The sequence below is a fragment of the Acinetobacter bereziniae genome (assembly GCF_016576965.1).
Lineage (GTDB): Bacteria > Pseudomonadota > Gammaproteobacteria > Pseudomonadales > Moraxellaceae > Acinetobacter > Acinetobacter bereziniae.
On the sequence record NZ_CP066119.1, the window covers coordinates 100,964 to 114,869 of the forward strand.

9 protein-coding genes are annotated in these 13,906 nt (G+C 41.0%); 5 read left to right on the forward strand and 4 right to left on the reverse strand.

Annotated elements, in window-relative coordinates:
• Positions 1-9 precede the first annotated feature (9 nt).
• Both pgi and galE read left to right on the forward strand, forming a co-directional pair.
• On the forward strand, positions 10-1,620 hold the full coding sequence (pgi, locus tag I9192_RS00460; RefSeq protein ID WP_010590920.1) for a glucose-6-phosphate isomerase: 1,611 nt from the start codon (positions 10-12) through the stop codon (positions 1,618-1,620).
• Between the two features lie 10 nt (positions 1,621-1,630).
• Complete coding sequence (galE, locus tag I9192_RS00465) at positions 1,631-2,650, forward strand: UDP-glucose 4-epimerase GalE (protein WP_005034682.1); 1,020 nt, start codon at positions 1,631-1,633, stop codon at positions 2,648-2,650.
• A gap of 52 nt (positions 2,651-2,702) precedes the next feature.
• On the opposite strand, the gene I9192_RS00470 is transcribed toward galE, so the two are convergent.
• On the reverse strand, positions 2,703-4,073 hold the full coding sequence (locus tag I9192_RS00470) for a phosphohexomutase domain-containing protein (RefSeq protein WP_010590921.1): 1,371 nt from the start codon (positions 4,071-4,073) through the stop codon (positions 2,703-2,705).
• Positions 4,074-4,487: 414 nt separating this feature from the next.
• On the opposite strand from I9192_RS00470, the gene I9192_RS00475 reads away from it, so the two are divergent.
• From I9192_RS00475 to I9192_RS00485, 3 genes are read left to right on the forward strand one after another with little or no spacing between them, the layout of a single operon-like run.
• Complete coding sequence (locus I9192_RS00475) at positions 4,488-6,041, forward strand: TolC family protein (protein ID WP_005034677.1); 1,554 nt, start codon at positions 4,488-4,490, stop codon at positions 6,039-6,041.
• Positions 6,038-8,173: a type I secretion system permease/ATPase gene (locus I9192_RS00480; protein ID WP_005033558.1), complete on the forward strand. Its 2,136-nt coding sequence runs from the start codon at positions 6,038-6,040 to the stop codon at positions 8,171-8,173. The genes I9192_RS00475 and I9192_RS00480 overlap by 4 nt, the downstream gene beginning before the upstream one ends.
• Positions 8,170-9,432, forward strand: coding sequence for an HlyD family type I secretion periplasmic adaptor subunit (locus I9192_RS00485; RefSeq protein ID WP_005033560.1), 1,263 nt, complete (start codon positions 8,170-8,172; stop codon positions 9,430-9,432). The genes I9192_RS00480 and I9192_RS00485 overlap by 4 nt, the downstream gene beginning before the upstream one ends.
• 207 nt (positions 9,433-9,639) lie before the next feature.
• On the opposite strand, the gene I9192_RS00490 is transcribed toward I9192_RS00485, so the two are convergent.
• The 3 genes from I9192_RS00490 to I9192_RS00500 are packed head-to-tail and all read right to left on the reverse strand — an operon-like array spanning position 9,640 to position 13,904.
• Positions 9,640-10,977 carry an MFS transporter gene (locus tag I9192_RS00490; RefSeq protein ID WP_005034674.1) on the reverse strand — a complete coding sequence of 446 codons (1,338 nt, stop codon included), beginning with the start codon at positions 10,975-10,977 and terminating at the stop codon, positions 9,640-9,642.
• A gap of 26 nt (positions 10,978-11,003) precedes the next feature.
• A complete protein-coding gene (locus I9192_RS00495) occupies positions 11,004-12,461 on the reverse strand; it encodes an NAD-dependent succinate-semialdehyde dehydrogenase (protein WP_200150045.1) in 1,458 nt (485 codons plus the stop codon).
• A 6-nt stretch (positions 12,462-12,467) separates the two neighbouring features.
• Positions 12,468-13,904, reverse strand: a complete 1,437-nt coding sequence (locus I9192_RS00500; protein ID WP_227567308.1) for a sigma-54 interaction domain-containing protein — start codon at positions 13,902-13,904, stop codon at positions 12,468-12,470.
• Positions 13,905-13,906: the final 2 nt, after the last annotated feature.

A 13,906-nucleotide genomic window follows, 5' to 3' on the forward strand; every position in this document is an offset into this window, starting at 1 on the left:
ATATTAGAGATGGATCAAAGTCAGCAAAGCGTTCAACAATTACGTTTAACCGATTTGTTTCAGCAAGACCCACAGCGTTTTGAAAAATTTTCGGTTCATTTTGATCAACTCAGTTTTGATTATAGTAAGCATCGTATTGATCAAGCGGCATTTGAAGCTTTAATTAAATTTGCAGATTCGAAGCAACTGAGTGCATGGATTAAGCGCTTATTTACAGAAGAACAGATTAATTACACTGAAGGTCGGGCGGCAATGCATTGGGCATTGCGTTTACCTAAACATGATCAAGATTACCCTAAATTAGCTCAAGCTGTGCATCAACAACTTGATCGCATGTTTCAGCTTGTTGAAAAAGTGCATGCAGGGCAATGTCGTGGTTCAACGGGTGAAGTGATTCAAGATGTTGTCAACATCGGTGTGGGTGGATCAGACCTTGGACCCCTTATGGTCAGCCATGCCTTATCCGATTATAAAGTTACTACAGCTAAACCATTAAAAGTCCATTTCGTCTCGACGATGGATGGAAGTCAGCTTTCTGAACTGTTGCATCAACTGCGCCCTGAAACGACTTTATTTATTATTTCTTCAAAATCTTTTGGGACGATTGATACCTTATCCAATGCACAGACTGTGCGCCAATGGTTAGAAAAAGCATTAGGTCATCAAAAAAGTGTCGTGCAGCATCATTTTATTGGGGTTTCAACCAAACCTGAAAAAATGACTGAATGGGGCATTGCAGCAGAAAACCAATTCCTGCTTTGGGATTGGGTCGGTGGACGTTATTCATTGTGGTCATGTATCGGATTACCGATTGCTTTGCAAATCGGTGTCGAAGGTTTTAAACAGCTTTTGGCGGGTGCTTATGCGATTGACCAACATTTTCAAAAGACACCATTTCAACACAATATTCCAGTCTTGATGGGGCTGTTGGGTGTTTGGAACAATAATTTTCTGGATATCCAAACCCATGCGGTATTGCCCTATGATGGGCGATTGAAATATTTTGCATCCTATTTGCAACAGCTCGAAATGGAGTCGAATGGTAAATCCATTCAACGCAACAATCAAAAAGTTGAGCTAAAAACATGTCCGATCGTATGGGGTGAAGTTGGACCCAATGCGCAACATGCATTTTATCAGTTGCTCCATCAAGGAACGCATGCGGTGAGTTGTGATTTCATCGCACCTGTACAGCGCTACAATGCTAACCAATTTACCTATGCTGAAAATGCAGAAGCATTGATTGAACAACATCATTTGGCTTTATCTAATTGTTTGGCTCAATCACGGTTATTGGCTTTTGGTAATCAGGCTTTAAATGCAGATGAGTTGGAGAGTTTACCTGAATATAAACAATATGAAGGCAATCAACCCAGCTCTACACTTTTATTACAAGAACTCAGTCCTTATAGTCTTGGAATGTTGATTGCCTTGTACGAACATAAAGTCTTTGTACAGTCGGTCATGTGGAATATCAATCCATTTGATCAGTGGGGCGTTGAAAAAGGGAAAGAAATTGCCAATCAATTGCTTCCAATTCTGAGTGGAAAAGAAAAAGACTTTTCTCAACTAGATGCTTCGACACAAGGCTTAATCAAGATATTACTAGGTAAAGAATAGAGAAAAACGTATGGCGAATATTTTGGTCACAGGTGGGGCGGGTTATATAGGCTCACATACGTGCTTGGAACTTCTAGAAGCAGGACATGATGTGGTTGTGCTTGATAATTTGTCGAATAGTTCAGAAGAATCACTCAAGCGGGTACAAGAACTTACTGGCAAACGCTTGGAGTTTATCCAAGGTGATATTCGTGATCCACATGATTTAGACCAAGCATTTGCTTCACATAAAATTGATGCTGTGATTCATTTTGCAGGCTTAAAGGCAGTGGGAGAAAGTCAACAAATTCCATTGAGTTATTTTGACCATAACATTGCAGGATCAATACAGTTGGCGCAAGCCATGGAAAGAGCAGGGGTTTTTAATCTCGTTTTTAGCTCATCAGCAACAGTTTATGATGAAGCCAATATATCTCCTTTAGATGAAACTATGCCAACAGGTATGCCTTCTAATAACTATGGTTACACCAAACTGATTGTTGAGCAATTATTGCAGAAATTAGCCATTGCAGACTCACGTTGGTCGATTGCTTTGTTACGTTATTTTAATCCTGTGGGTGCACATAAAAGTGGCCGTATTGGAGAAGATCCGCAAGGGATTCCAAATAATTTAATGCCTTATGTCACTCAGGTTGCTGTGGGACGTCGTGAAAAACTGTCGATCTATGGTGATGACTATGACACGATTGATGGGACAGGGGTTCGCGACTATATCCATGTGGTTGATTTAGCCAATGCTCACTTGTGTGCGCTAAATAATCGTTTAAATGCCAAAGGTTGTCGTGCTTGGAACATTGGCACAGGCAACGGTTGTTCTGTACTTGAAGTGAAGAATACTTTCGAAAAAGTGAATGGCGTTCCCGTCGCTTATGAAATTGCACCGCGCCGTTCGGGAGATGTAGCAACATCATTCGCCAACAATGCACGAGCTGTTACAGAACTCGGTTGGACAGCAAAATATACCCTCGAAGATATGTTAGCAGACAGTTGGAACTGGCAAAAACAAAATCCAACAGGTTACCAATCATAAGCTTGTAAAAGGAAAATAGGCGCATTGAGCGCCTATTTTTATGATGAAAAAACTAAGCCTGAATCAACTGGGTTAATTCATCTACATAATCCTGCATTGGTTTAGGATTACGATCTGCACGGCTTTCAATATTCAAACGTAAGAGCGGTTCAGTGTTTGATGCACGTACATTTAAACGCCATGCACCAAAATCAAGGCTCACCCCATCTGTTTGATCAATGGCTGGATTCAAATCAGCAAAATGGTCAAAAATCTTTTGAATGGTGTCTTGAGTATCTTTCACTTTAAAGTTGATTTCACCACTACATGGGAATTTCGCAATCATATCTTCAACAAGGCTTGAAAGTGATTGCTGTGTATCAGATAGCACTGAAATCGCCAATAACCATGGAATCATTCCGCTGTCGCAGTAAGCAAAGTCACGGAAATAGTGGTGCGCACTCATTTCTCCACCATAGACCGCATTATGTTCACGCATGACATCTTTAATGAATGCATGTCCAGATTTGGATTGGACAGGTGTTCCTTGATACTGATTGACGATATCTAAAGTATTCCAAACCAGACGAGGGTCGTGGACAATTTTTTCGCCTGATTGTTTTAATAAGAACGCTTGTGCCAATAGACCGACGATATAGTAACCTTCGATAAACTGACCTTTTTCATCAAATAAGAAGCAACGATCAAAGTCGCCATCCCATGCAATCCCCATATCCGCATGGTGGATTAAAACCGCATTACGAGTGCTGTCACGATTTTCGACCAAAATTGGATTAGGAATACCATTTGGGAATGTACCATCTGGATGATTATGGATTTTGATAAATTCAACAGGGATGTTTAATGCTTTGAATTTCTCTTCAATGGCATCAACTACATGCCCAGCAGCGCCATTGCCTGCATTCATCACCAATTTGAGTGGGCGAATTTTTGCTGGGTCAATATAGGTGAGTAAGTGTTCAATAAATTCAGGCAGAATATTGTATTTTTGCGTTGAACCTTTTTTCTCAACTTCAATGAACTGTTCGGATTCAGCCAAGGCTTGAATATCTTTTAAGCCAGTATCTGCACTAATCGGACGGGCATTTTCACGAACCAGTTTCATCCCATTATAGTCCATAGGATTATGGCTGGCTGTGACTTCAATTCCACCCTGTACATCGAGATGAAAAGCACCAAAATAAACTTCTTCAGTTCCCGTCATCCCCAAATCAAGTACATCTACACCAGCATCATTTAAACCGCGAATCGTCGCTTGTTTTAAATCTTCGCTCGTTAAGCGAACATCACAACCCACGACGACAGTTTTTGGTTGATAGATTTGCCCATAAGCACGACCGACTTGATAAGCGATTTCTTCATTGAGTTCTGTACCAAGTTTGCCTCGGATGTCATAGGCTTTAAAACAAGTCAGTTTATTCATGTCCATCTTTCTATTGTATAAGCTTGGGTTTAAGTGAAACACCATTTTAACCTCAAAGTAAGTAAAAAATGAGATGAGAAGATGTAATTTTAGGTTGATTTATAAAATTGAAATTTTTTATGTTTTTCTTGTTCATTTTAAAAATATTTTAAGTATGGTTGTTTATTTTTTGATTCATGATTTTTGATGGATAAAAAATTAATATTTATTAAATTGATAATTCATGTGATAAATATCACAATTATTGGACTTACTTTTTGAAATTTAAACTCTTTTCTTAACAAAGTTAGCCAATAAAAAATGAAATATATATTTGCTTGAATTTTAGAATGTGTAGAATAGCAATCGAGTAAGGAAATAATTCAAAATAATTCAATGCCGATAATTACAAGCATGATTAGGTGCCATTCAGGAATGTTAATCACTCACAAACCCATAATTTTTTTAAAAAGCTTGGGTGCAATCAGTCTATGTGTTCTGATTCAGAACAATAGCCATGCACAAGACACCCGCTATTTAAAAGGCATCAAGGAAAGTGTATCGAGTTTAATCAAACCTAAAGATGACTCCTCCTTTCGTACCGTGCAACTTAAACAACTCGCTGACTTTGAATACCAACCCGAGCAAAGCACAGCGAGCCCTTTGCCCGTGGTCAAACCCTATCTGGGGCAAAAGGCGTCTTTAAATAATCTTTATCTGGAAAATCCACCAACTGCCCAGCAATATGCAGTACCCACACGGACCTTAAGCCTTGAAGAAGCCGTGCAAATCGCTGTCAAACGCAATCCCAATATTGCCCAAACCATTTCTACTTTGGCTTCCCAAAACGCCAATATTGATGTCGCCAAGGCACAATACTATCCACAATTAAAAGCTGGCATGAATACTGGTGACTTCACCTCAAATGATAAAGGGCGGCAGTTATATTCTGTTGAAGCCAATCAATTGCTCTATGATTTTGGCAAAGTCAAAAGCAGTGTCACCACACAACAAAATAAATTGGCGGTTGAACAAGCCAATGTCTTGATCAGTATTGATGAAATCTCTACCCAGACGGCTCGAGATATTTTAGGTTTATTGAGATATCGTAATATTATAAAAATCGCCCAAGATCAATTTAATGGGGTCAGTCGCTTACATGAGATTGCACGTTTAAGAGCAGAAGCGGGCATCAGCAGTCATGCAGACCCTGTGCAAGCGCAAAGTTATGTTGAATATTCTCGTTCCTACCTGATTACCCAGCAGAATTTTCTTAAACAGCAAGAACAAAAGTTACGCACTTTATTGGGTTTTGATGTCAGCCAAATTGAGTTCAATATTCCTGATGAATTCGTCAAGCAATCGGGGCTATATGACGACCCCGAAGTCAATACCATCCCCAGTATGATTGCCGCAAAGGCTGAAATTGATGTGGCACAAAGCCAAAAGAAACAAACTCAACTCAGTGTCTATCCGACCATTTCTTTGGTGGGTGCGGTGACCAAAGCATTGAATGGTCAAAATCCCAATACTGGAATTGAGAATGATACCGACAGTTCGATTGGGGTACAGATGTCGAGTAATTTCTATCAAGGCGGTGCAGTGGGTTCACAGGTTAAAGCAGCAAATTATGCTGAACAAGCGGCACGTGCCAAGCTGAATGCCACCTATCTCAATATTATGGATCAAGCCCAAATTGCCCGTGAAAGTATTGAAAACACCGATAAACAAATTTGGGTATTGATGGACCGAGAACGCTCAACCGCCAAAACCCGAGAGCTGTATGAAGAACAATACAAACTCGGCAAACGTTCGATTTTAGATTTACTCAGTTCAGAACAATCGTACCAAAGTTCAAGGATTGAAAGAGAAGCAGCACGATTTGATATCTATGACACGATTGCATTATTTATCAATGTAACCGGAAAGAGTAGACATGCTTATCATTTAAATAATATTCAAATTCAGGGGTTTGAAGTTCAGCCATGAATAATAATAGATTAAATTATCAACCCTGGTTACAAGCCATTATCGCGGTTGCACAACATTATCGTATTCAACCCTCAGAAGAACAAATTCGTCTGCAACTGGATTGGAATAAATATCACAATCTTGATGACATGCTGGCACTGATTACCCGTCAAGTTGGCTTAAATATACGTCAAGCTGACTTTAGCACGGATGTTCTCAATCCATGGCGCTTGCCGGTGGTGGTTGAGCTGAATGATGGTCAGGTGGCGGTGATTGAGAAAGTAGATGCTGCTGGAAATGTCAGCCTACAACTCAGTGGTGATCAAGGGCTGTCACAAAGCTTCAGTGTGCAGCAACTACAAGCCCATGCCAAGCGCGTCTATATATTTAGACCTGAAACCTCTGTACCGGATGCGCGTGTTGATGAATACATTAAGCCTTATGAAAAAAGCTGGTTCTGGGACATTGTTTTAAAAGACTGGAAACGCTATACCGACATCATGGTAGCTTCAATGATTGCCAATATTTTGGCATTGGCGACCATTATCTTCTCCATGCAAGTTTACGACCGTGTGGTGCCGTCTCAATCCATTCCGACCTTGTGGGTGCTTGCAGGTGGCGTACTGATCGCTGCAATCTTTGAATTTGTTCTGCGAATTGCACGGGTCTATTTATCCGATATTATCGGTAAACGTGCCGACTTAAAGATTTCAGATCGGGTATTTGGTCATGCACTGCGCATTCGCAATAAAGACCGAGCACGTTCAACAGGCTCTTTTATTTCGCAGATTCGCGAACTAGAAGGGGTCCGTGAATTGGTCACCTCAACCACCATCAGTGCAATTGCCGACCTTCCTTTTTTCTTCCTGTTCTTGGTGATTTTTTGGATGATTGGAGGCAACATTTTCTGGGTGATGTTGCTGGTGGTGCCGCTGATGATTGTTCCGGGCTTTTTGGTACAAAAGAAATTGGCACAATTGGCAACTGAAGGTATGCGTGAATCGGCAATTCGTAATGCGATTTTGGTTGAAGCGGTGCAAGGCATCGAAGATATCAAACTACTGCGTGCTGAAGCCCGATTCCAAAATCAATGGAATCACATGAATGAAGTCTCAGCAGATGTCAGCATGCGTCAACGAAAAATTGTCGGTTGGTTAAATGCATGGACACAGAAGATCCAGGGCTTGACCTATGCCATTGTGGTGTTGGTCGGTTGTTTTGCAGTGATGAAAGGTGACATGACCACGGGTGCATTGGTGGCGTGTTCGATTCTCTCTTCACGGATGCTGGCACCCATTTCTCAAGTGACGGGTGTGCTTGGGCGTTGGCAACAAGCCAAAGTAGCAAAGAATGGTTTAGATGAGTTGATGCAAAAACCGGTTGACCGCCCTGAGCGTGCTCAATTGATTCAGCGTAAAGTGCTGTTAGGGGATTATGATTTTAAAGGGGTGGTGTTTAAATACACTGAAGATGACCCACGTCCGACCTTGGTCATACCGCAACTCAAAATTGCGGTCGGAGAAAAGGTGGCGATTCTGGGACGCAATGGTGCAGGAAAATCGAGCCTTTTACAATTACTTGCTGGGATGCAACTGCCTGTACAGGGCAAAATTAGTCTGGATGGTGTCGATCAATCCTTGCTTGATCCTGATGATATTCGCCGAGATATGGCACTGCTCAATCAAAATGCCCATTTATTCTTTGGGACCATCCGAGAAAACTTAACCTTGGGTGCGCCCTTGGCAACCGATGAAGAAATCGTGCGTGCTTTGCAAATCACCAATGCACTGGAAATCGTAGAGCAGAAAAAAGAAGGCTTGGACCATACCATTCTTGAGGGAGGTGTGGGCTTTTCAGGTGGACAAAAACAAGCACTGTTGCTGACCCGGTTGCTGTTGAGAAACCCGAATATTGTGTTGTTGGATGAACCCACTGCCTCGATTGATGATGTCTCTGAAAAAGTCTTGATTCAACATCTTAAACAATGGCTGGGTCATCGCACTTTGGTGGTGGCCACCCATCGCCCTGCAGTATTACAACTGGTGGATCGGATTATTGTGGTACATGAAGGAAAGATCATTAAAGATGGACCAAGAGATGCCATTTTAAATCCTCAACATCAACCGAATGCGGGAGGTGCTTCAGCATGAGCCAAGAACAAAATCCGCAAAAGATTGAACTGCAAAGCACGACAGCTGTTGACTCCGATGATCGTGAGACGAGCGATCTACTCAAGCGTCCTAGTAATCCCTCAGCACTCAAGTTTTCAGAACCACCCTTGCCTAAATCCAGTTTTATTATTTGGATCGTGGCAGTGGGCTTATTGGCATTCTTGATTTGGGCATGCGTTTTTAAATTGGAAGAAGTTTCAACGGGCACAGGTAAAGTAATTCCTTCGTCCAAAGAGCAAATTATTCAATCCTTAGATGGTGGGGTGCTCACCAGTTTGGATGTCAAAGAAGGTGATATTGTACAAAAAGGACAAACTCTTGCTCAGATTGACCCCACTCGATTTGAGTCACAAGTCGGAGAAAGCCAGACTAAATTACTGGCAACCCAAGCCACCGCTGCACGTTTAGAGGCGGAAGTGAACGGTACACCGCTACGCTTCCCTAAAGATGTATTGGCAGTACCAGCCTTGGTTCGAGAGGAAACGGCACTGTATACCTCTCGTCGTGCCAATTTGGATGAGTCCATCACGGGGTTAAAACATGCCTTGGCTTTGGTGCAAAATGAATTGCAAATGACTCAACCATTGGTCGCCAAAGGTGCGGCATCCGAGGTTGAAGTATTACGTCTAAAACGAGATATCAATAACTTTGAAAATCAGATCAATGACAAGCGTAATGACTACTATGTAAAGTCACGCGAAGAGTTGGCGAAAGCCAATGCAGATATTCAATCGTTACAGCAAATCGTGGCAGGTCGAAATGACTCAGTCAAACGTTCCACCTTTAAAGCGCCTGTCCGTGGTGTGGTCAAAGAAATTGCCGTGACCACGATTGGTGGGGTGGTACCGCAAAATGGCAAGTTGATGACCATTGTTCCGATTGATGAGCAGTTATTGATTGAAGCACGAATTTCCCCACGAGATATTGCATTTATTCATCCGGGGCAGCCGGCTTTAGTGAAAATCACGGCCTATGACTACTCTATTTATGGTGGTTTGGAAGGTAAAGTGACGGTGATTTCACCGGATACTATCCGTGATGAGGTGAAACAAGATCAGTTTTACTATCGCGTCTATATTCGAACCAATAAAGATAAACTGGTGAATAAGGCAGGTAAATCTTTTTCGATTACGCCGGGTATGGTGGCTACAGTGGATATTCGCACAGGTCAGAAAACCATTATTGAATACTTGTTGAAACCATTCAATAAAGCCAAAGAAGCATTAAGAGAGCGTTAATTTTTAGATCATCAAGCATGGATTGAAATACATCAATGGAAATAAAAAACCAATCTACGGATTGGTTTTTTATTGGTGTCTATATTAGACATTGGTGCTGAATAGCGTCGATTTCAGAAAGTTGAAACAAATAAAATTAGGTGTATTCCTTTAACACATTAAACTTTCCTTGTTGGAAAATTTAATGTGTTTGAGCCATGCTTTAAACTATTTCACATCTTTTAAATCAATGCCTTTCGATTCTTTTAGGCTTGCTACAGCAAGTACTGAAATGAATGAAACGATCGCGATATAAATTTCGATAGGCAATGTTGCATCATAAGTCTTAAATAAATATGCACAAATGATCGGTGCCATTGAACCTGCTAAGATTGATGCAAATTGATAAGAAAAAGATACACCTAAATAGCGCATTTTGGTTGGGAATAATTCCGCCAATGTTGCAGATTCAGGGGCGTATGCCATCGCTTGGAACAATAGACCAATACACATCATCACAAAAATCGTGCCGTAATTGCCTGTGCTAATTGCTGAGAAATAGAAGAATACCCAGATGATTAACCCGATATTTCCAGCCATCATGGTTGGCTTACGTCCAATTTTGTCAGATAAATAGCCACTGAAAAGCATGGTGAAGAAGTGGAAAACATTGGCTGCCAGCAGAATCATCAGCACTGTTTTATATTCAATACCGACTTTCAGGGTGAGGAAAGTGATGGTGAATACCACGATCATATAGTAAGAGGTATTTTCACCTAAACGGAGTAATAATCCAGACGCTAAACGTTTTGGATAAGTGGTGACCAATTCTTTAAAATTAGAAGAATTATCTTGTTTTTCCTCAGCTTGTTTCAGTGCTTCTTGGAAAATAGGGGCATCTTCCACACTACGACGAATCCAATAACCAATAAAAATAATAATGGTTGAAAGCCAAAACGCGACACGCCATCCCCAGCTCAAGAAATCCTCATTGGAGAGAATCATCGACAGTGCCAAAATCACCAAGCTTGCTAAAATATTTCCAGCGCTTACGGCAGACTGTGGGAAGCTTGCCCAAAATCCACGTTGATGATTTGGACTATGTTCACCCACCAATAAGATTGCACCGCCCCATTCTCCACCGACTGCAAAACCTTGGATAAAACGCAGGACAATCAATAACACAGGTGCCATATAGCCAATGCTGTTATAACCGGGTAAGCATCCCATCAAAAATGTGGAAGCACCCACTAAAAATAGACTCAGTTGTAACAGCTTTTTACGTCCATATTTATCACCAAAATGACCAAATACTAGACCACCTAAAGGGCGTGCAATAAAACCAATCGCATAGGTTGCAAAGGCAGCAATAATCCCGTCTAGCGTGGTTCCTGCATTTGGGAAAAATAAATGACCAAACACTAAAGTACTGGCAATACCATAAATATAAAATTCATACCATTCAGCGACAGTCCCTGCCATGGAGGCGCCGACCACCTTTTTAATATTCGGTGGAGCGCTGTCACTTGCAAGCGGTGTAGAAGTATTTCCTGATACTTGTTCCATTCCATCATGTCCTTATTTAATTAAAGTTAAGCTTTAAAATTACCCAAGCATAAATATTTCAATTCGGTATATTCATCCAAACCATGTTTTGAGCCTTCGCGTCCAAGTCCCGAAGCTTTAACTCCTCCAAAAGGGGCTTCCGTGGTAGAAATTAAACCAGTATTAATTCCAACCATGCCATATTGCAGCACTTCGGCAACGCTAAATGTGCGTTGAAGATTTTCAGTAAAAATATAGGCAGCCAGACCAAATTCAGTGTTATTGGCACGCTGAATTACGTCTTGTTCATTTTCAAATTTAAAAATTGGAGCGAGAGGGGCAAAAGTCTCTTCCCTAAAACACAGCATGTTGTCTTGCGCATTGGCGATAATGGTTGGCTCAAAGTATTGCGTCCCTAGTGTGGAAACTTGACCGCCATAAACCAATTCACCACCTAAGCTGATTGCATCTTCAATATGTTGCTGAATTTTTTCTACCGCTTTTTGATTGATGAGTGGTCCTAGATCTGTATCAGAATCTAACCCATTACCAAGTTTTAACTGAGAGACTTTATCTTTGAGTTTGAGAATAAATTGATCGTAAATACTGCTATGTACAAAGATGCGATTACTACAAACACACGTTTGCCCTGCATTTCGAAATTTACTGTCAATGGTTCCCTGTACGGCATTGTCTAAATCTGCATCTGCAAAGACGATGAGAGGTGCATTTCCACCTAATTCCAGTGAGAGTTTTTTAATGGTTGGTGCACATTGTTCCATCAATAAAGCGCCAACAGGCGTTGAACCTGTAAAACTTAATTTTTGTACGATTGGACTCTGTGTCAACGGGGCAACAATTTCTTTTGAATGACCTGTCACAACATTTAAAACACCTTTGGGAATACCAGCTTGCTCAGCAAGATAAGCGAGCGCAAGTGCAGTTAAAGGTGTTTCTTGAGCAGGTTTGACAATGATACTGCAACCCGCAGCCAATGCTGGTGCTACTTTACGTGTGATCATGGCAGCAGGGAAGTTCCATGGTGTAATGGCGACACATACCCCCACAGGTTCACGGAAAGTGAGTAAACGCTTGTCTTGACTCGGTGCAGGAATCGTTTCGCCATACATACGACGACCTTCTTCAGCAAACCATTCAATAAAACTCGCAGCATAAACAATCTCGCCTTCAGCTTCTTTGAGCGGCTTACCTTGCTCAAGCGTCATGATGCTGGCAAGTTCTTGTTTGTGTTCAATGATGAGTGCAAACCATTTTTTTAAGAGGTCAGAACGGTATTTGACGGACTGCTTTTTCCAATCCAGATATGCTTCTTGAGCAAAAATAATGGTTTGCTCAACCTGTGCCACAGTAAGCGCAGGAATTTGTGCAATCACTTGACCTGTCGCTGGATTTTGTACATCGATATGACGTTGATCAGTTGAGTTGATCCAATCACCATTGACATAGGCCTGTTGTTTAAAGATTGATAAAGAAGCAATATCCATATTGGTTTACTCTTGATAAAGTTGCTGATAACGCTGTCGTTTTTTAACCAATGTTGATTGGTCAATACCTAAAGCTTGGGCTGCCTTTTGTGTGGTTTTAAACACAGCAAGGGCTTGGGAAATGATCTTGAACTCAAAATCATCCACTTGTTTTTTAAGGGTTTCTGCTGAGTTCGAAAGGGGCGTATTGAACTGGGATTCACCATGTAAAGCGCACTGTATATCTTCAGGAATGTCTTCAGGCAAAATGGTGGACGACTCGCTCAGTACAACAGTTTGCTCAACAAAATTAGTCAGCTCTCGAATGTTTCCTGGCCATGAATAGGCTTTTACCAAGTCGATCACTTCTGCCGAGTAGCGTTTGTTGGTGTGATATTTCTTATTGAAATTTGCCAAATACAGTTCTAACAATGGTTCAATTTCAGAGATACGATTTTTTAAATCTTCTAATTTTAATGAGGTGACGCAAAGGCGGTAATAAAGATCTCGTCTAAATTTACCTTGCTCAACCAGTTTTAATAAATCGTGATGCGTTGCAGAGATAATACGAACATCAGTGTAGACATATTCAAAACCACCGACTGGAATAAAACGATTATCTTCAATAACTTTGAGTAATTTTGCTTGCAGTGCCAAAGGTAAGTCGCCAACTTCATCCAAAAATAAAGTACCGCCGTTGACGACTTCAAATAAACCTTTTTTACCTTTTTGCAAGGCACCTGTAAAAGCACCAGGCACATAGCCAAATAATTCAGATTCCAGTAAACCATCTGGCATGGTGGCACAGTTAATTTCTAAGAAGGGCTGATCTTTTCGTGGGCTGTTTTTATGAATAAAACGTGCCAGTACAGTTTTCCCTGTACCTGTGTTGCCCTGAATGAGAATTTTAATATCTGAATGTGCGATACGTTTCGCTCGATTGAAGGTCTTATTGGTACTGTCGCTTAAGTTGGTCAGATAGTTGTCATTCAGCTTGCGTGTTGAATATTTCTTTTGTGTATTGCGAATATCTTCGAGTTCTTTTTGATCTTTTTGCGCTTGAAGTAGAACTGTAATATCACGAACTGACGTGATGACTGCAATGAGTTGATTTTCCTGATCAAATACAGGATGTCCTGTGACCAGTAGTTCAGTCTGGTTTTGTAAGGACTGTAAAATGGTGGTTTTTTGATGAGTTTGAATCACGTCCATAGAGACTGAACGTGAAAAAACCCCTTGATTGACCAAGTCTTGGATCGGATGATCGATTAAATCTTCTCGATTTAAATGTGTCAGCTTTAAATAGGCATCATTAACAAATAAAGTTGTGCCCAGATGATCGGTGATATATACACCGTCATCTAAGGCATTCATGATCGATGTTAATATTTGATAAGAAATATCCGCATCTTTAGAATTGTTTGCAAGAAGATTGACCCAAGTCATGGCAAGAAACTCATTCATTA